This window comes from Amphibacillus jilinensis Y1 (genome assembly GCF_000306965.1).
GTDB lineage: Bacteria > Bacillota > Bacilli > Bacillales > Amphibacillaceae > Amphibacillus_C > Amphibacillus_C jilinensis.
The window spans coordinates 445,965-465,714 of the sequence record NZ_JH976435.1; the positions used below are offsets into that span (position 1 = coordinate 445,965).

16 protein-coding genes are annotated in these 19,750 nt (G+C 37.0%); 13 read left to right on the top strand and 3 right to left on the bottom strand.

Annotated features, from left to right (window positions below):
• The first annotated feature begins 164 nt into the window (after positions 1–164).
• The 10 genes from B494_RS19165 to B494_RS0109060 all read left to right on the top strand — a co-directional run bounded on the left by B494_RS19165 (position 165) and on the right by B494_RS0109060 (position 12,420).
• A complete protein-coding gene (locus tag B494_RS19165; RefSeq protein ID WP_017472068.1) occupies positions 165–830 on the top strand; it encodes a YneB family resolvase-like protein in 666 nt (221 codons plus the stop codon).
• Between the two features lie 36 nt (positions 831–866).
• Positions 867–1,100, top strand: a complete 234-nt coding sequence (locus tag B494_RS0109020; RefSeq protein WP_017472069.1) for a DUF896 domain-containing protein — start codon at positions 867–869, stop codon at positions 1,098–1,100.
• Between the two features lie 102 nt (positions 1,101–1,202).
• Positions 1,203–3,200 carry a transketolase gene (gene tkt / locus B494_RS0109025; protein WP_017472070.1) on the top strand — a complete coding sequence of 666 codons (1,998 nt, stop codon included), beginning with the start codon at positions 1,203–1,205 and terminating at the stop codon, positions 3,198–3,200.
• A 525-nt stretch (positions 3,201–3,725) separates the two neighbouring features.
• Positions 3,726–4,154: a sporulation inhibitor of replication protein SirA gene (gene sirA, locus B494_RS0109030; RefSeq protein WP_017472071.1), complete on the top strand. Its 429-nt coding sequence runs from the start codon at positions 3,726–3,728 to the stop codon at positions 4,152–4,154.
• A gap of 150 nt (positions 4,155–4,304) precedes the next feature.
• Positions 4,305–4,529 carry a YneF family protein gene (locus B494_RS0109035; RefSeq protein WP_017472072.1) on the top strand — a complete coding sequence of 75 codons (225 nt, stop codon included), beginning with the start codon at positions 4,305–4,307 and terminating at the stop codon, positions 4,527–4,529.
• A gap of 382 nt (positions 4,530–4,911) precedes the next feature.
• Positions 4,912–6,066: an ATP-binding protein gene (locus B494_RS0109040; protein WP_017472073.1), complete on the top strand. Its 1,155-nt coding sequence runs from the start codon at positions 4,912–4,914 to the stop codon at positions 6,064–6,066.
• Between the two features lie 168 nt (positions 6,067–6,234).
• A complete protein-coding gene (gene acnA / locus B494_RS0109045) occupies positions 6,235–8,931 on the top strand; it encodes an aconitate hydratase AcnA (RefSeq protein ID WP_017472074.1) in 2,697 nt (898 codons plus the stop codon).
• A gap of 424 nt (positions 8,932–9,355) precedes the next feature.
• Positions 9,356–11,650: an AAA family ATPase gene (locus tag B494_RS0109050; RefSeq protein WP_017472075.1), complete on the top strand. Its 2,295-nt coding sequence runs from the start codon at positions 9,356–9,358 to the stop codon at positions 11,648–11,650.
• A 3-nt stretch (positions 11,651–11,653) separates the two neighbouring features.
• Positions 11,654–12,079: an acyl-CoA thioesterase gene (locus tag B494_RS0109055; protein ID WP_017472076.1), complete on the top strand. Its 426-nt coding sequence runs from the start codon at positions 11,654–11,656 to the stop codon at positions 12,077–12,079.
• Complete coding sequence (locus B494_RS0109060) at positions 12,079–12,420, top strand: hypothetical protein (protein WP_017472077.1); 342 nt, start codon at positions 12,079–12,081, stop codon at positions 12,418–12,420. The genes B494_RS0109055 and B494_RS0109060 overlap by 1 nt, the downstream gene beginning before the upstream one ends.
• Before the next feature lie 10 nt (positions 12,421–12,430).
• Here the strand turns inward: B494_RS0109060 and yidD are convergent, their stop codons facing one another.
• The 3 genes from yidD to plsY form a co-directional block, all read right to left on the bottom strand.
• Positions 12,431–12,664: a membrane protein insertion efficiency factor YidD gene (yidD, locus tag B494_RS0109065; RefSeq protein WP_017472078.1), complete on the bottom strand. Its 234-nt coding sequence runs from the start codon at positions 12,662–12,664 to the stop codon at positions 12,431–12,433.
• 2 nt (positions 12,665–12,666) lie between these two features.
• Entirely contained in the window at positions 12,667–13,593 is a 927-nt protein-coding gene (gene folE2 / locus B494_RS0109070) for a GTP cyclohydrolase FolE2 (RefSeq protein WP_017472079.1), read from the bottom strand.
• A 290-nt stretch (positions 13,594–13,883) separates the two neighbouring features.
• On the bottom strand, positions 13,884–14,471 hold the full coding sequence (gene plsY, locus B494_RS0109075) for a glycerol-3-phosphate 1-O-acyltransferase PlsY (RefSeq protein ID WP_017472080.1): 588 nt from the start codon (positions 14,469–14,471) through the stop codon (positions 13,884–13,886).
• A gap of 178 nt (positions 14,472–14,649) precedes the next feature.
• On the opposite strand from plsY, the gene B494_RS0109080 reads away from it, so the two are divergent.
• From B494_RS0109080 to parC, 3 genes are all read left to right on the top strand, one after another.
• Positions 14,650–15,060 (top strand): CoA-binding protein, encoded by a 411-nt coding sequence (locus tag B494_RS0109080; protein ID WP_026065210.1) that lies wholly within the window; start codon positions 14,650–14,652, stop codon positions 15,058–15,060.
• A gap of 199 nt (positions 15,061–15,259) precedes the next feature.
• Positions 15,260–17,218, top strand: a complete 1,959-nt coding sequence (parE, locus tag B494_RS0109085; protein ID WP_017472082.1) for a DNA topoisomerase IV subunit B — start codon at positions 15,260–15,262, stop codon at positions 17,216–17,218.
• Between the two features lie 18 nt (positions 17,219–17,236).
• On the top strand, positions 17,237–19,687 hold the full coding sequence (gene parC, locus B494_RS0109090; protein ID WP_017472083.1) for a DNA topoisomerase IV subunit A: 2,451 nt from the start codon (positions 17,237–17,239) through the stop codon (positions 19,685–19,687).
• Positions 19,688–19,750 lie beyond the last annotated feature (63 nt).

The following is a 19,750-nucleotide window of genomic DNA, read 5'->3' on the forward strand; positions in this document are numbered from 1 at the left end:
AAGCTATTACTGATCTTCATTGTTTTATTATGAGAATATTATAACACGAACATATGTTATAGACAAACGTTAGTTCGATAAAACTTGACTTATAACGTTAATAAAAGTAATCTAAACCCAAATGAACGTTCTGGCGTTAGTATTAGTGAAAGGGAGAACGGATAATGCAAGCTATCATTTATTGTCGAGTCAGTACCAATAAAACGACACAAGTTACTTCTCTTGGGCGTCAAAAAGAAGAATTAATTAAGCTAGCCAAAAAACATGATATTAAAATAATCGATATCATTGAGGAAACGGCTAGTGGTTATGAAATTGATCGTGATGGTATCATGACTATTCTAGATCGATGTAGTGATGAGAAAATTGATTGTGTAATGGTACAAGATGAAACAAGGTTAGGAAGGGGCCATACTAAGGTCGCGTTATACCATCAATTAGCCAAACAAGGTGTAACGATTTATTCATATTCTGATCAAGGACAAATGCACTTATCAGAGTCGGATGAGATGGTGTTGCAAATTGTCAGTATCGTTGAGGAGTACCAACGTAAAATCCATAACATAAAGATTAAACGTGGTATGAAAAAAGCAATAGCCAAAGGTTACGATCCAACCCGTAATTTAAGTAATCAGCATTTAAGTTCTGGACGAGATCGAAAAGACGTACCGATTGAAGAGGTTGTTCACCTCAAGCAAAGTGGTTTGACATTTCAAGAAATAGCTACCACTTTGAAAGGATTAGGTTACATCATATCAAAGGCAACTATTCATCGTAGATATCAAGAGTATCTTACACTTGCGAAGAACCGGTCGGATTCGATAGAATGAAGTCACTATTTAAATTGTAAGTTAAGGAGAATGAAGATGTTAGCAAAAGATAAACTAGATCGTATAAATAGCTTAGCAAAAAAATCAAAGCACGAAGGTTTAACTGAGCAAGAAAAAAGGGAACAACAAAAGTTAAGAGAAGAATATCTAAGCAATGTACGTAAATCTTTCACAAATCAATTTAAAAGTATGAAAATTGTTGATCCTAATGGAGATGATGTGACACCAGAAAAAATTAAGAACTTACGGAGGGAAAATAAAGATAATTGAAAAATCGTACAATTTTTGCTTGTTAATTATCCTATTTCATTATAGGATAATAATTGTACGTACATATTCTTGTATCTAAAAATAGAAAGGGGATTTATAAAAATGACAAATAACGTGCAAGAAACATCAATAAACGCGATTCGAACATTGTCAATTGATGCCATTCAAAAGGCGAATTCAGGTCACCCAGGTTTACCGATGGGTGCTGCACCAATGGCATATACATTATGGACTGAATTTATGGAGCAAAATCCAAACCATTCAAGCTGGGTAAATCGAGATCGATTTGTTTTATCTGCTGGACATGGCTCCATGTTACTATACGCATTACTACATTTGGCTGGTTACAATGTTTCAATTGAAGATTTAAAGAATTTTAGACAATTTGGCTCACATACGCCAGGACACCCAGAAGTCACTGACACAGACGGTGTAGAGGCAACAACCGGACCACTCGGACAAGGTATTGCTATGACGGTTGGAATGGCAATGGCTGAGTCACATTTAGCTGCAAAGTATAACCGTGATCATTTTAATGTAGTTGATCATTACAGTTATGCACTAGTCAGCGATGGTGACCTTATGGAAGGTATTTCCCATGAAGCTGCTTCTTTGGCTGGTCATTTAGGATTGGGCAAGCTCATTGCGCTTTACGATTCTAATGATATTTCATTAGATGGAGAATTAGGAAAATCTTTCTCTGAATCAGTAGAGAAACGTTTTGAGTCGTATGGTTGGCAAGTCTTGCACGTAGCAGATGGAAATGATACGGTTGCAATTGCTAATGCGCTTGAAAAAGCGAAAGCGAATACAACACAACCGACACTGATTGAAGTGAAGACGGTAATTGGTTTTGGATCACCAAACAAGGCTGGATCTAATGCATCACACGGTGCGCCACTTGGAGAAGATGAAGTCACTTTAACTAAGCAAGCATATAAGTGGGATCATGAACCATTTGCTGTTCCTAATGAGGTTTATGCAGATTTTAAAGAAAAGGTTGCAAAACGTGGACAAACGGCTGAGGATGAGTGGAACCAAATGTTTGCTCAATATAAGTCAGCATATCCAGAGCTTGCAAATGAATTTGAAGTAGCTATGAAAGGCGAATTACCTGAAAATTGGGATGCTGATCTCCCTGTTTTCACTCCTGGTGAGGATACCCTTGCCACGCGAGCATCTTCTGGTAAAGTGGTTAACGCACTATCTCAATCCGTGCCAAGCTTATTTGGAGGTAGCGCGGATCTTGCTGGTTCTAATAACACCCGAATGAATGACGAGGAAGACTTTGATAAAACAAATTATGCAGGTCGTAACATTTGGTTTGGTGTACGAGAGTTTGCTATGGCTGCTGCACTTAATGGTATGGCGCTTCATGGTGGGTTAAAGGTATATGGCGGTACATTCTTTGTATTCAGTGATTACCTACGTCCAGCTGTCCGCTTGTCGGCTATTCAAAAGTTACCAGTCACCTATGTACTCACTCACGATTCAATTGCTGTGGGTGAAGATGGACCAACCCATGAGCCTGTTGAACAGCTTGCCGCATTCCGAGCGATGCCAGGCATTTCAGTTATGCGTCCAGCAGACGGAAATGAAGTTCAAGCAGCATGGCGTTTAGCTATGCAATCAGTTGACACACCAACATTACTTGTATTGACTAGACAAGGCTTACCAACGTTAGAAGGTACAAATTATGAAGGTGTACAAAAAGGTGGTTATATTGTTAGTCCATCAACAAAATCAGTAGCTGACGGCATTTTAGTGGCTGCTGGTTCAGAGGTGCAATTGGCTGTTAAAGCGCAAGCTACTTTAAGAGAAAAAGGTTATGATGTTAGCGTAGTAAGTATGCCATCATGGGATCGATTTGAGCAACAAGATCAAGCGTATAAAGACTCAATCTTGCCAAAATCAGTTACTAAGCGTTTGGCAATTGAAATGGGTGCTTCTTTAGGATGGGACCGCTACGTAGGTGTAGAAGGTGACATTTTAGCAATTGATCGCTTTGGAGCTTCGGGAGAAGGAAAGCGTGTCATGCAAGAATACGGTTTTACAGTTGATAACGTTGTTAAGCGCTTCGTAGCTGTTGCTGAGAAATAGATTGGAACAAAAATAAATGAAATAAGATTTAAAGCGAATAATCCGTTGATTTTGCGAATGGATTATTCGCTTTTTATTATATTAGAACTAATGATACTAAACAGCAGAGGAAAGGTGCGTCATTTTAGCGGGAACAAATCTTTTCGGTGTAGCGAGTAACCGCAGCCCCAGAACGAGATAAAGATCGATTCCGTAAAGCGTTCTTGGCTTTGTTGTGGAGGATTAGATCATATCCCGTCACCTCGTGTGCCAACGTCTAACTGACCCAAATCTGCAGGCCTGAAGCTGTGCCGCAGACAGAGTGTATTTCCTCTTCGCCTATGTGATAAAACTGCACATTCTCACATCAGTATAAGAGAAGCTAATTTACATATATTGCACCGCACGATTACCCAAATCTACCTCTACAAGCATTACAATTTCATAATTGATTTTCAATTCGACAAAACTCGTACTTCTTCATTTCAGTGATTGACAGTTTTTTATCCCTTTAAGACATATAATTGAGAAAAAGGGGGTTGTCCATTGAATCGCTATTATATCTTTTTTTTAAAAGCTGAAGTTTATCATCACTATTTTTATAAAACAGCTTTACTAAATCGTTTTTTTCATAAGTATATGAGTCACCCAGATCGTTCTGATTTAGAAAAACAGTTTTTTTATATTACTAGACCTATCCCTATACAAGATAACATTCAAGCTCAACAGATAGAAATAACGGACAATCGGATGATGACGATTTTTTCGAGCGCGCAATATATACTAGATCATCCATTGCTCTATGATTTAGAAGATCAAAATCACCGTTGTTTTATTGTTGATCATACCTATCAACATTTTGGCTGGTTATCACCTTTACATAAGGTGAGTTCTCCAGTGTATAAGGTTGATTCAATTGATACACTTGCACACCGGCTTAATAAGCTAGAAGTCATTAAATCATATTGCAGATAGTATTCATCTATTACTTCGTCATCACACTATAATAAAACGAAGGGTATCCTCTTTCAAACTCGACCATTACTAGTTTGCTCCTCGCTATTGTAATATAGTTCAATGTTTAATATACTATATGAGACATGTTTTTAAGGAGGAAGAGAGTTTATGGCTACAGGTTGGGTAATACTTATTGTCATCATTGCATTATTAGCTGGTGTAGCACTAGGGTTTTTCATCGCTAGAAAATACATGATGAATTATTTGAAAAAGAATCCACCAATTAATGAGCAAATGTTACGGACTTTAATGATGCAAATGGGGCAAAAGCCATCGCAGAAAAAGATTAATCAAATGATGCGTGCAATGAACAACCAAAATCAAGAAAAATAAAGCAATTTTATAGGCCTTGATATATACATTGCAACAAATAAATCTCTTGTACGACTTACGTACTAGAGATTTATTTTTTTGAAAAGCATTAGAAACCTCTCATTCGTTCGTTTTTTAACGGCTATTTTACAGTATTATTAAATTGTATGTCCGCTTCTAACTTCTCTTTGTTAAAAAGATTGAAACTCCAACAAAAAACTGAGTGAAATAGCCTATTTCCCCTTTTTTAATTTACATAACATTGATATTAATTGATAATTATGAAACAATTCGTAACTAATCTGTAAAATTTATCACATATTTAACGATTTTAGTACATATAATGGTTTTAGATATGTTATTATTGTAAAGTAATGGTAGTCTATCTTGAATGGAGAGGAGCATGTTTGTGTATTCTCAACGAAAAATAGAATATTATCATGTTAAACAAGATCAAGTTCGTTTTTCGCTTAACACAACACCAATCCGCTTCAATATGGCAAATTTACCAGAAGAAATCGTCGATTGGATAGAGCATCATGGTTTTGATTTTATTGGTTTCTGTAATAGGAAAGGAAAGATATTATATACCTCTACTTCGATAGAAAAAATATTGGGTTATCAAAGAGAAGATATAATTGGAAATTTTGCTTTGCGATATATTCCAAAGCGCTCCCGACAAGCTTTTGTAGAAACATTTTTATTCGATACACCTTATCGACAGCGTTTTACTATCCAACTCAAAAGTATGACAGGGAAATACGTTTGGGTTGATGTCGTCATTAAAGCCATTTTTATTCAAGATACGAAAAATGTGATTTATCTCATCCTTGTTAAAAATATTAGTGATAAAAAAGAAGCAGAAGAGATGTTGATAAGATCAGAAAAAATGTCAGTTGCAGGTCAACTAGCAGCAGGCGTTGTTCATGAAATAAGAAATCCCTTAACCTCGTTAAAAGGGTTTATTGATTTATTGCAAGCTGGCATTGATCGGGAGCAAGAATATTATAAGATTATGATAGATGAAATTGACAAAATTGAAACCATATCAGCAGAATTATTGTTTATATCAAAACCCCTTACACACAACCAGAACTACCAATGGCTAAAGCCGATGATTAAGGATGTAATTGTTTTATTGAATACTCAGGCAAAGAATTTTGATATTCAATTAGAACTTATTTGTCCAGACGATTTTGTGGTTTATGTTGATCGATCACAAATGAAGCAAGTATTCATTAATTTAATTAAAAATGCCATAGAAGCAATGTCTAATCCTGGTAAAGTTGTAACTAAAGTAGAAATTAGAAAAGGTTTGTGCGTTATTTCAGTTATTGATGAAGGCCCTGGTATCCCTCCTCATCTTATACATAAGGTTAAAGAACCATTTTTCACTACCAAAAAAGATGGAACGGGTCTAGGCTTGATGATAACAACACGTATTATTGAAAACCATAACGGACTTTTTGAAATTATTACAAATCATGATAAAGGAACGACTTTTGAAGTCCATTTACCATTCTACAATCCTAATTATATTAATGAAAATAAGGAATGAATGATCAAACAGTCTGTACATAACTTGTATTGACTGTTTTTGCATGTGATGACGAAAGATTTTACTTATTTGCAGTTATACATTAAAATAGTAAGGTACATAACCATGTCGATCCTTAATCGTTCGTATTTAGGAAGTGTTATGAGATTTAGTTAGGGGGTATCACGTATGGCTATTAATACAAAAAAGACATTTGAACTGAATGGTCAGAAGTATAACTACTACCAATTAAAAGCTTTAGAAGAAGCAGGAAAAGGAAAGATTGCACGTTTACCTTTTTCGATCCGTGTTTTATTAGAGTCATTGTTGCGACAGTTTGATGGTCACGTAATTAAAGATGAACATATTGAAGGTCTGGTGAATTGGGGTAAGGTTGATAAGACGGATGTCCCTTTCAAACCGTCCCGCGTCATATTACAAGATTTCACAGGGGTACCGGCAGTTGTTGATTTGGCTTCTTTACGAAAGGCAATGGTTGACCTAGGTGGGGAGGCAGATCAAATTAATCCTGAAGTTCCCGTTGATCTAGTGATTGATCACTCTGTCCAAGTTGATGAGTTCGGATCAAATACTGCATTGCTTGCAAATATGGAATTAGAGTTTGAACGCAATGCCGAACGTTACCAATTTTTAAATTGGGCACAAAAAGCGTTTGATAACTATCGAGCAGTACCCCCGGCTACGGGTATCGTTCACCAAGTTAACTTAGAGTATATTGCGAACGTTGTCCATAAGCATGAAAATGAAGATGGCAGTTTCGATGCCTTCCCAGACACACTCGTAGGAACCGATTCTCATACAACAATGATTAATGGTTTAGGTGTACTTGGCTGGGGTGTAGGAGGCATTGAAGCAGAAGCTGGTATGTTAGGACAACCTTCTTATTTTGTTGCTCCAGATGTTATTGGTGTTAAATTTACTGGCACTATGCCCAATGGGATAACTGCTACAGATCTTGCTTTGAAAGTAACTCAGGTGTTACGCGAGAAAAAAGTAGTTGGAAAATTTGTTGAGTATTTTGGCCCGGGTCTAAAAGAAATGCCATTAGCAGACCGAGCTACGATTTCAAATATGGCTCCTGAATACGGTGCAACTTGTGGTTTCTTCCCTGTTGATGCTGAGGCACTTAATTATTTGCGTTTGACAGGTAGAAGTGAAGAACAAATTGCTCTAGTTGAAACGTATTGTAAAGAAAATAATTTATGGTATGATGCTTCTCAACTGGATCCGGAGTTCACTGACCTTGTTGAAATTAATCTTTCGGAGTTGGAACCTAGCTTGTCAGGACCTAAACGACCTCAAGATTTAATTTTATTATCAGATATGAAAAAGTCATTCAATGAGGCAGTTACGGCACCTGCAGGTAATCAGGGCTTTGGGTTAGACAAATCAGAATTTAATAAACAAGCAACTGTTAAACATGCAAATGGGGCAGAATCAACGATGAAGACGGGTTCTCTAGCCATTGCCGCCATTACATCTTGTACAAATACATCCAATCCATATGTTATGTTAGGTTCTGGTTTATTGGCAAAGAACGCAGTTGAAAAAGGACTAACCGTACCCGATTATGTGAAAACATCGTTGGCGCCTGGTTCAAAAGTGGTAACCCGCTATTTAGAAGATGCTGGGTTAATGCCTTACCTTGAAAAACTAGGATTTAACTTAGTAGGGTATGGTTGTACGACGTGTATCGGTAACTCTGGTCCACTTGAGACGGCTGTAGAAGAAGCAATTATTGAGCATGATTTAACTGTCTCCTCGGTTCTTTCAGGGAACCGTAATTTTGAGGGACGTATTCATCCACTTGTTAAGGCTAACTATCTTGCATCGCCTCCATTAGTCGTTGCCTATGCCTTAGCTGGGACAGTAGATATTGATATACAAGATGAACCTTTAGGGTTTGATGCACAAGGGGAGCCGGTCTACTTTAACGATATTTGGCCTTCTTTAGATGAAATTCGCGATGAGGTTAGTAAAGTAGTCACACCTGAGATCTTTAAGAAAGAGTATGAAAATATCTTTAACTCAAATGAAAAATGGAATGCAATTGAAACAACGGATCAACCTTTGTATGCTTGGAATGAAAATTCAACATATATTCAAAATCCACCATTCTTTGAAAATCTATCAAAAGATCCAAAATCAGTTGAACCTTTGTCTAATTTACGTGTTATTGGTAAATTCGGTGATTCAGTCACTACCGATCATATATCTCCCGCTGGTGCTATTGCTAAAGATATGCCAGCAGGAAAATATTTGCAAAATCATGGTGTGTCACCGCGTAACTTTAATTCGTATGGTTCTCGTCGAGGAAACCATGAGGTGATGATGCGTGGAACATTTGGTAATATCCGTATAAAGAACATGTTAGCACCAGGAACAGAGGGCGGATTTACAACGTATTGGCCAACTGAAGAGGTGATGTCAATATATGATGCCGCTATGAAGTACCAAGAACATGAAACAGGATTAGTTGTTCTTGCAGGTAATGATTATGGTATGGGAAGCTCTCGTGACTGGGCGGCTAAAGGTACTAACTTATTGGGTATTGAGACGGTTATTGCCCAAAGTTATGAACGAATTCATCGTAGTAACCTTGTTATGATGGGTGTACTTCCACTCCAATTCTTAGAGGGTGAAAGTGCTGATACCCTTGGTCTTACAGGACGTGAAACGATTGCTGTGGATATTGAGCAATCTGTACAACCTAATCAAAAAGTTAAAGTTACAGCTACTACTGAAGCTGGCGAGATTATTGCGTTTGAAGCCATCGCTCGATTTGATAGTGAAGTTGAAATTGATTATTATCGACATGGTGGTATACTACCAATGGTATTACGCCACAAATTAAAAAACGTATAAACTGCTTGATGGTAAAATGCCGTCCCGAAAGCTTAGCTTTTGAGGGTGGCTTTTTACTTTGCTCTTAAATGTCTTGAGTTATCAATGTTTATCACAAGTAAAGGTCGCTAATGTCCTGACGCATTCAACTGCCAATCAGTGGGAGAAGAACGCGAACGCCTACTAGTTGGAGGTTTGTTTTATGCATTCGCTTCATAGACGCTACTTTGATAAATGCCCATAATAATATTTGATGGAAATATATTTGTTTCGTTATATAATTCAAGTTTGTTCATTATCTTAAAAAAAACAAATGTGCTAAAATAAACAAGTGAAGCTGTCTTTTTGTTAATAATCTCAGTCAGTGATTAAAAATGTGGAAAATTACAAATTATAATTTCAATTTTACAACGTAAAACTTAGTTGAAGAAAGGATCCGATTCGTTTGACCAATCATTTAATTTTATCCAAAATCAATGAACAAAAAATAGTTGAATGGGATAATATCGAAACAACACCTCCTTATTGTGAAATAGATATACTTCGGGCTTTAGATCAAGTTCAAGTTGACACTGATCACCTATCGACACGTGCAGTCGCCATACTGCACGTGATGTTAGCCTTTCATCGTTTGATTCGTCATGAAGAACAAGATCAATTAGCGCAAAACTTACTCGACATAGCTGCTAAAATGGAACCGCATCTTTCCGTACAGCACAAGCTCCAATCCATTAAACACTATTATTTTCTGAACCAACACTTCAAGCAGCTCGATATTAATCAATGGTCGATTCGAGAAACGGATTTTGATCAAGCAAAGCTGAAGAAACTTCAAGAATGGCAGAAAAAAATAACTGCTTTTTACAGTGAAACAGAAGCAGTACAATTTACGACTGACTTCCATCAATTAGAATTGGATCAGATATACAATCAGATGAGAGAACAACTAATAAACTTGGATCAGCTATTGAAGGAAGGTATTGAATCAATAGAGAATAAACGTTCTGGTATACCGACTAAACAAATTAATCATATGATTAAGGAACTTGTGGATTTAGAACACGCATTTGATCAAACCCTTCCTGATACCCTACATGCTAAAAATGACAAAAGTCCTTTGCAAAAGCTCGAGAGTATGGTTGGTCTCGATCAAATTAAACAATATATGAAGCAATATTATCATTATCTGAAATATCAAAAGGATAGAAAAGACATTGGTTTCCAAATGATCGATGAGCCAGGTTTACATATGATTATTACAGGTAACCCTGGTACAGGTAAAACGACAATCGCACGTTTGTTAGCAGAGATTTATCATGAGCTTGGATTACTTGAATCAAAACATGTGATTGAAGTCAATCGTTCTCATCTTGTCGGATCATATGTTGGTCAAAGTGAAGAGAATACAATGACTTATATTCGCCAAGCAGTTGGTGGTGTCCTATTTATTGATGAAGCGTATAGTTTAAGGCGGCAAGATTCGAGTGGGAGTGACTATGGACAAGCTGTAATTGATACGTTAGTTTCAGCAATGACAAGTGGCGAATATGCGGGTGCATTTGTGGTTATTTTGGCAGGATATCCAGAAGAGATGCGCCAGTTTTTATGGTCAAACCCAGGTCTTCGCAGTCGATTCCCTGACCAAAATATGATTAGCTTACCTGATTTTAAAATGAGTGAGTTAGTTGAAATTGCAGAAATGACAGCATTAAGTAATGATTACTTCTTTACCGAAACTGCTTTAAATAGCTTTTACGATTTAATTGAACGTGCAAAAGTTGATGATACGTTTGGAAATGCTAGGACGGTAAGAGATCTTGTGATGAAAGCTATATTCAAAAAAGGAGCTTCGATAACTGTAGAAGCCCATGACGATTGGCTCGACCATATGAGGATCGAATCAAAAGATTTGTCTGTCATGGATGATCAAAAAGATGACACAGAACCGATGGACCAGCTTGATCAGTTAATTGGTTTAGATAACATTAAAGCAGAAGTAAAAAAGTTGTCCTCTTTTGTTAAAGTGCAACAAAAGAGAAAACACCAAGGCTATCCGGTTGTCCCTATCCAGCTTCATGCTGTTTTTTCTGGTAATCCTGGGACTGGTAAGACGACTGTAGCTAAAATCTATTCAAAATTATTAAAGGAATGCGGCTTGTTAAAACGTGGTCATTTCGTTTTAGCTTCACGTAGTGATTTAGTAGCCGGTTATGTAGGACAAACTGCTTTAAAAACCAAAAATAAGATCAGAGAGGCACTCGGTGGGGTACTATTTATCGATGAAGCTTACGCATTATTCAGGGGTGAAAATGACTTTGGTAAGGAAGCAATTGATACGTTAGTTGATGAGATGACAAAACACAATGAGAATCTTGTCGTTATCCTTGCCGGTTATCGGAAAGACATGGAGCGATTTATTGATAGTAATCCTGGTTTATCTTCACGTTTCAGAAAGTACTTTGAATTTGTTGACTATAAAGCAAGTGAATTATTGGCGATCACCCATTACCATATTGAGCATTACCACTACAAAATAACAGATGATGCACGAGACTATTTAATTGAACACTATCAGACTGAATCAATTAATGGGAATGCACGATTTGTTGTAAACCTTGTTGAAGAGGCGATTCAATTTCAAGCTTTACGTATGGCTGAACAAACCCCAAGTGATGAGCAGTTTTTACATCTAGATAAAGAAGACTTTAAAAAAGCGTGGCAAACAGTGAAGGGAGCCTAGTAAATGAAAAAAGTAAAAACACCTATTCAAGTGCGCTATCAGGAGACTGATCAAATGGGGGTAGTCTATCACGCTAATTATTTGGTCTGGTTCGAAATTGGTAGAACAGCATTTATTGATGCGCTTGGTCTATCATATGCAGCAATGGAAAAGGCGGGCGTGGTTTCTCCTGTTACCCATGTTGAAGTGGATTATAAGCAACCGATTCGTTATGGTGAAGCTGCTTTTGTAGAAACGTGGCTGGTAAGTTATGACGGTTTACGAACGACCTATGGCTATCAAGTCCTAAATAAAGCCGGAGAAGTGGCTGTTTCAGGTAAGTCAGATCATGTTGTTGTGAAAAAAGAGAATTTTCGCCCTATTTCTGTGCGACGCATGTTTCCAGAATGGCATCAAAGTTACTTTGATGCGCTAGGTGAAAAAGCATAATGGCTTTTGGTGTAGATAGACAAGAATTAATAAACTGGAAGAAACGTGTGAAGGCAGGAGAAATTGCGTTCCTTACCCACTATTGGCAAGATCCTCGTTTTCCTAACTGCACAAGTGTAACTAAAGTAGGGTGTGCAGATGTAAAAAGATTAATAAAGTGGGGAGAGAACTATCAATTGAAACAGGAATGGATTCATTTTGATCAAGATTATCCACACTATGATTTATTTGCGCCGCGCCAAGCTGAAATATTAAGAACAGAAGGGATAATTGATCAAATACAACGCTTTAATTTAATAGATGGTTATAAATCCTCATGCCAAATTAATAAGACTAACTAAGTTAGTCTTATTAATTGTTGTTCTTATTTTTCTTTTCTGGCACGGGATCAAATCCACCTGGGTGAAAGGGCTGGCATTTGAAGATACGAATCATCGTGAGCCATCCTCCTTTAATTGCACCAAATCGAGTAATAGCTTCTTTTCCATACTGTGAACAGGTCGGTTGAAATCGACAACTTGGCTGTTTATGCGGGCTAATGTATTTTCGATAGAAATTAATAAGAGCCAACAATAAGTGTTTCATTTTTAGTCCACCCGCTTATCAAAGCTAATTGATGCAAGTGCATCATGCAAATGAATGGATTCTTCATTCTGACAAGTAACTTTAAAAGCAACGATATCTTCAGATTCATATAGATCAGCTGCTACAAGTCTGACCATATCTTCAACAAAACGTGGATTTTCATAGGCTTGCTCCGTAACCATTTTTTCATCAGGTCTTTTTAAAACCGGGTGAATGCGGGCACTAGCATTGCTTTCCGCTGCTTCTAGTAATAATACTTTCCAATCAGAGTGTTGTTCATCAAAATCATCAGCGAGCTCAATCTCCATTTGTACTTGCCCACGTTGATTATGGGCACTATATTCACTAATTTCCTTTGAACATGGACAGAGTGTAGTAACGGTTCCAGTTAATCCGACTTTAATTTGATAGTAATGAGGTTCGGTAAAGTGTATGCTTACCATCAACTTGGCATGATTTAAGCCAGCTAAATCTGAATTGGGTCCACGGCGCTCATAAAACCATGGGACGTCCACTTTTAAAAACGCATCAGAGCTGTGTAGACGCTCTGCCAAATCTTTTGTAAATCTCTTCAGTAAATGGAGGTCCAATGTTAATTTCTCGTTATTATAATAGTCTTGTAATTGCTCAGTAAATCTGCTCATATTTGTTCCTTTACTATCTTGCTTGACAGATGAAGAGAATGTGAAAACACCAAGTGAACTTTGTTGATTTGGTTTGTATTTACTATTTATTTGAATCGGATGTTTCACGTTTGTTATACCAACTGCATCTAATTTAAATAAGAAGTCGTTTTGTGTGTTTTGTAAGTCTGGCATATCTTCTTTTTTTGTTGGTTTATTTTTTTCTCCAGGTTCAACTGAACCAAATAGACGATGTCTGTCTGTTTTATTAGGCAAATTTCGATAGTTTGATTGATGATTCGTCATGGATTATAAACCCCTTTCGCATCTTTATTAGTTCAAAGTATACTGAACTCTGTGTGATGATTCAATTTATTTAACTTATCTAAATACGTTAACAACAATCTTACTGCTTATCGCATTGTAAAAAGACTGTATCGAAACGTGGAATCAAAGAAATTCAAGCGTGTTTACGAATGGCTGGAGATTTTGTCGCGTTTTGGCATTTTACAACAAACTATCATGCTTATTATCCGACAAACCGTATAATAGGCCAATAAAAAAACACTTTAAGCTATGCTCAAAGTGAAAATAAATTAAATCCAAGGCACTTTAGGTTCTGATCTGTTCACTATTCGCTTAATATTTGGTATGTGACGATAGATAATAAATAAAGCTAAGATACTTGTTAAAATTAACGATCCGTAATCTTTTAATAAGAAGGAAGTGATGACAGCGATTATACTAGTCAGCATGGACGAGAGTGAAACATATTTGCTGATATATAAAACAATGAGAAATGTGATTAAAATTATTAAAAATAAAAGCGGATTAACACCTAAAATCATCCCCCCAGAAGTGGCAACGGCTTTTCCTCCTCTAAAGTTAGCAAATACAGGATACATATGACCAATAACAGCAAAAATCCCGATAACTAAAGCGCTCAACTCAGGTTGATTAAACAGGAAAGGTAAGCTAGCTGCCAATGTACCTTTTAATATGTCAGCAAATGTTACAACGATGCCCGCTTTTTTACCTAGTACACGAAAAGCATTAGTCGCGCCTAAATTTCCACTTCCATGTTCTCGTATGTCCTTTTGGAAAAAGACTTTTCCAACAATGAGTCCTGATGGAAACGACCCTAATAAATAAGCAATTAATATAAATAGTAGATATGTCCACATGTTATTTGTTCCTCATTTCTATTAAACGATATAGTCCAGTCGATTTATTTTAACATGAATTCAAATAATATTAAATATTTTTAGGACCAGGTTTTAATACAATGTTATTTGACCCGAGTCAATAAAAAAGCGTAAACTATAAAATAATGGACGAGATAATGAAGGGCGGAACATGATTATGAGTTATTCACATCCAAATCCGGAAAGATTGAAAGATATATTTAATCAAGCGAAGACTATTGCTGTTGTAGGGCTATCAGATCAATCGAATCGAGTGTCGTATCAAGTTAGCCAAGTGATGAAACAAGCTGGCTTTAAAATCATTCCCGTTAACCCTAATATTCAATCATCTCTTGGTGAAAAAGCTTATCATCACCTTTCTGAAATTCCAGGTCCTATTGATATTGTTAATGTATTTCGAAAATCGATATTTTTAAAGGACATAGCCGAAGAAGCTGTTGGAATTGGTGCTAATGTACTATGGGCGCAACAAGGTGTGGTTGATGAAGCTGTCTATGAATTGTATAATAAGGACTTGTTCGTTGTTATGGATTTATGTATTAAAGTAGCTTATCAATATAACAGCTGATGACTTTATAGAAGTATTACTAATCTGTTCTTAAAAGTTGGATCAATCGGGTTCTATTGACTAGCTTAGTTAAGTTAGGTACAAATGGAGACTATTTTAGCTATTTCACATTTAATAAACACATGCTATACTTACTAAATAACTATGACAAACGTAGGTTCGCTCTTGTTGGAATGTTGAGATATATGGAAGGGGCAAGATGAGTTTGACTAATCAAGATACGATGTATACAGATGATTCGATTCAAGTATTAGAAGGACTAGAAGCGGTTAGAAAACGTCCAGGTATGTATATAGGTTCAACAGACGCTAGAGGGCTACACCACCTGGTCTATGAAATTGTAGACAACGCTGTGGATGAAGCATTATCTGGCTTTGGTGAGAAAATAACTGTTATGATTCATAACGATAATAGTATTACTGTTACGGATGAAGCACGAGGAATGCCGATTGGGATGCATCAATCTGGAAAGTCTACACCAGAAGTTATCCTTACCGTTTTACATGCTGGTGGTAAATTTGGTCAAGGTGGTTATAAAACATCTGGTGGACTTCATGGTGTTGGCGCATCAGTCGTTAATGCGCTCTCAGAAGAATTAATCGTTACGATTCATCGTGATGGAAAAATAATGGAACAATCATTTTCAAATGGTGGTATAGCCACTGGTCCTTTGACGCAAATCGGTACCACTAAAAAAACGGGAACTTCTATTCATTTTAAACCTGATTCTCGGATTTTTTCTACCACAACTTTTCAATTTGATATCCTCTCTGAACGTTTAAGAGAAGCAGCTTTTTTGTTGAAAGGTTTAGAGATTACCTTAGTTGATGAAAGGCAAGGACTTAAAGAATCGTATAAATATCCTGATGGCTTAAAATCATTTGTTGATTATTTAAATGAAGAGAAAGATGTGTTACATGGTGTTGTTTCGTTCGAGGGTGATCAACAAGATATAGAAGTTGACTTTGCTTTCCAATTTAATGATGGCTATGCCGAAAGTATGCTATCCTTTGTTAATAACGTTCGGACCAAAGATGGTGGAACCCATGAATCGGGTGCTCGAACAGCAATTACCAGAGTATTTAATGAATATGCTAGAAAAAATAATTTGTTGAAGGATAAGGATAAAAATTTAGAAGGTAATGATATCCGAGAAGGTTTCACTGCAATTGTTTCGGTTCGAATTCCAGAAGAAAAGTTACAATTTGAAGGACAAACAAAGGGCAAATTAGGGACTTCTGAGGCAAGGTCAGCAGTTGATGCCGTTGTGTCAGAACACCTGGCTTATTTTCTTGAAGAAAATGCGGAAGTAGCCACAATGTTATTAAAGAAAGCAGTTAGGGCGAAAGAAGCACGAGAGGCGGCACGAAAAGCGCGTGAAGATGCTCGGACAGGTAAACAGAAAAGAAGAAAAGATGCTTTACTGAGTGGTAAGCTTACACCCGCCCAATCACGCAAACCCGATCGCAATGAACTCTATCTAGTTGAGGGTGACTCAGCAGGTGGATCAGCCAAACAAGGACGTGACCGTAAGTTTCAAGCGGTATTACCATTACGTGGTAAGGTAATTAATACAGAGAAAGCTAAGCTTGAAGATGTACTTAAAAATGAAGAAATCTCAACCATTATTCATACAATTGGTGCTGGCGTTGGCGGTGATTTTAATTTAGATGACGTTCAGTACAATAAAATTGTAATTATGACAGATGCTGATACGGATGGCGCTCATATTCAAGTTCTCTTGTTAACCTTTTTCTATCGATATATGCGTCCACTAATTGAGGCTGGAAAGATTTACATTGCTCTCCCTCCGCTTTACAAGGTTTCAAAAGGTAAAGGGAAAAATGAAAAAATTCGCTATGCTTGGAACGAAGAGGAGATGAAACAAGCGACTCAACAGTTGAAAAGCGGTTATATCTTGCAACGTTATAAAGGGCTCGGTGAGATGAATGCCGATCAGTTGTGGGAGACAACGATGAATCCAGAGACAAGAACGTTGATTCGTGTCACCATTGATGATTTAGCAAGAGCAGAACGAAGGGTAACAACATTAATGGGAGATAAAGTAGCGCCACGACGTAAATGGATTGAATCGCATGTTGCCTTTGGCCTTGATGAAGAGACGAATATCATTGACAATGAGAATATTCATGGTTAGTTTTGAGGAGGAAATACTTTGGCTTCACAAGAGAAATATTTAGATTTACCATTAGAAGAAGTAATTGGTGATCGATTTGGTCGCTATAGTAAATACATCATACAAGATCGCGCTTTACCTGATGCTCGAGATGGTTTGAAGCCGGTTCAACGTCGAATTCTTTATGCGATGCATGAAGAAAAGAATACACACGAAAAAGGTTTTCGTAAATCTGCAAAAACGGTTGGTACAGTAATAGGAAACTACCATCCACATGGTGATAGTTCTGTATATGAAGCAATGGTTCGTTTAAGTCAAGAATGGAAAGTGCGTAACGTCCTTGTTGAAATGCATGGTAATAATGGTAGTGTTGACGGAGATCCGCCAGCAGCAATGCGTTATACTGAGGCTCGACTTTCTGCGATTTCTAGTGAGTTATTACGTGATATTGACAAAGAAACGGTTGATTATATTCCGAATTTTGATGATACCATTAATGAACCTGTTGTCTTACCTGCACGATTTCCAAATTTACTTGTCAATGGTTCAACAGGTATTTCAGCTGGTTACGCAACAGATATTCCTCCACATAACTTAACTGAAGTGATTGATGCAGTGATTAAGAAAATTGATCAACCAGATGTCACGATTGATCAATTGCTCGGGATCATGAAGGGGCCGGACTTTCCAACAGGCGGTATTATTCAAGGCGAAGAGGGACTGAAACAGGCATACCGTACGGGTAAAGGTAAGGTGATTGTAAGAGGACGTGCAGAAATTGAATCAATTAGAGGAAATCGTGAACAAATTGTGATCGATGAAATTCCTTATGAAGTTAATAAGGCAGTATTGGTAAAGCGAATCGACGAATTAAAACTCGATCGCAAAGTTGAGGGAATTGCTGAAGTACGTGATGAAACAGATCGAACAGGGATGCGAATTGTTATTGAATTGCGTAAAGAAGCGGACAGTGAAGGGATTTTAAATTACTTATATAAACATACTGATTTACAAATTGCTTATCACTTTAACATGGTTGCAATTAAGGATAAAACGCCGACACAACTCAATTTAATACAATTATTAGATGCTTATATTAATCATCAAAAAGAGGTTGTTCTTAGACAATCGCATTATGATTTGAAGCGCGCTAATGACAGAGCACATATTCTGGAAGGGTTAATTAAGGCAATTTCTGTTTTAGATCAACTGATTACAACCATTCGAGCGAGTAAAGATAAAGCCGATGCGAAAAGCCGAATTGAAGAACAGTTTGGTTTCTCTGAAAAGCAAGCAGAAGCTATTGTGAATTTACAATTATATCGCTTAACAAATACCGATATCACATCATTAGAAAAAGAAGCTGATGAACTAAAACAAACAATTATCGAGCTGAGCAGTATTATTGCTGATCCGAAAAAATTAGCCCATGTAATAAAAAGCGATTTGCGTCAGATTAAGAAAAAATTCAACACGCCAAGACTGACCTCTATTGAAGCTGAAGTCGAAGAGTTAAAAATAAATCTCGAGGTCATGGTAGCTAGTGAAGATGTTCTCGTTTCTGTTACCTATGATGGCTATCTTAAACGAACAAGTTTACGATCATATGCTGCATCGAATGGTGAAGATTTAGCCATGAAAGATAATGATCGACTTGTTGGGCTTTTTGAAATAAACACAACGGATACCTTATTATTATTTACGAATAAGGGGCGATATATTTATGCGCCTGTGCACCTTTTACCTGATATTAGATGGAAGGATTTGGCTCAACATATTTCTAATGTAGTAGCGATTGATAACGGTGAAAAAATCATTAGAGCGATACCGATTCGTGATTTTAAAGCCCCGCAATATTTGATCTTCTTTACTCGAAATGGCATGGTTAAACGTAGTGAACTTAGTTTATATGAAGCACAGAGATATTCAAAGCCACTCGTCGCCATTAACTTAAAAGGCAATGATCAACTTGTTAATGTGTCCTTATCTAATGGGCTACAGGACGTATTTGTCGTCTGCAATAGAGGCTATGGATTGCGTTATAACGAGGCAGAAGTTTCGCCAGTGGGGCAACGCGCTGCTGGAGTGAAAGCAATGAATTTAAAAAAAGAAGAGTACGTGGTTAATGGATTTGTGATGGACGGTGATAAACAAGATGAAACTTACTTCACGCTTGTCACACAACGCGGAGCAATGAAACGCATGCAGATTACAGAGTTTGAACAATCGACACGCGCTAAACGCGGACAAATAATGTTAAGAGAACTAAAAGGTAAGCCTCATCGTGTAGTTGGATTTACTGAAGTATTTCCAGAAGAACGTGTAACTATTCTGACCGATAATGGTCAAGTGACGACCGTACATCCGATGGAATTAAGCATCAGTGATCGCTACAGTAATGGATCTTTTGTTTTAGATACAGATGAAATGGGAGAAGTAGCAACCATTTGGAAAGAAATTGTTTATCAAACACCATTTAAAACAGAATAACTTCAAACTAAATCAGTAAGGATAGATGATTATCCTTGCTGATTTTTAACATACTTACATAAA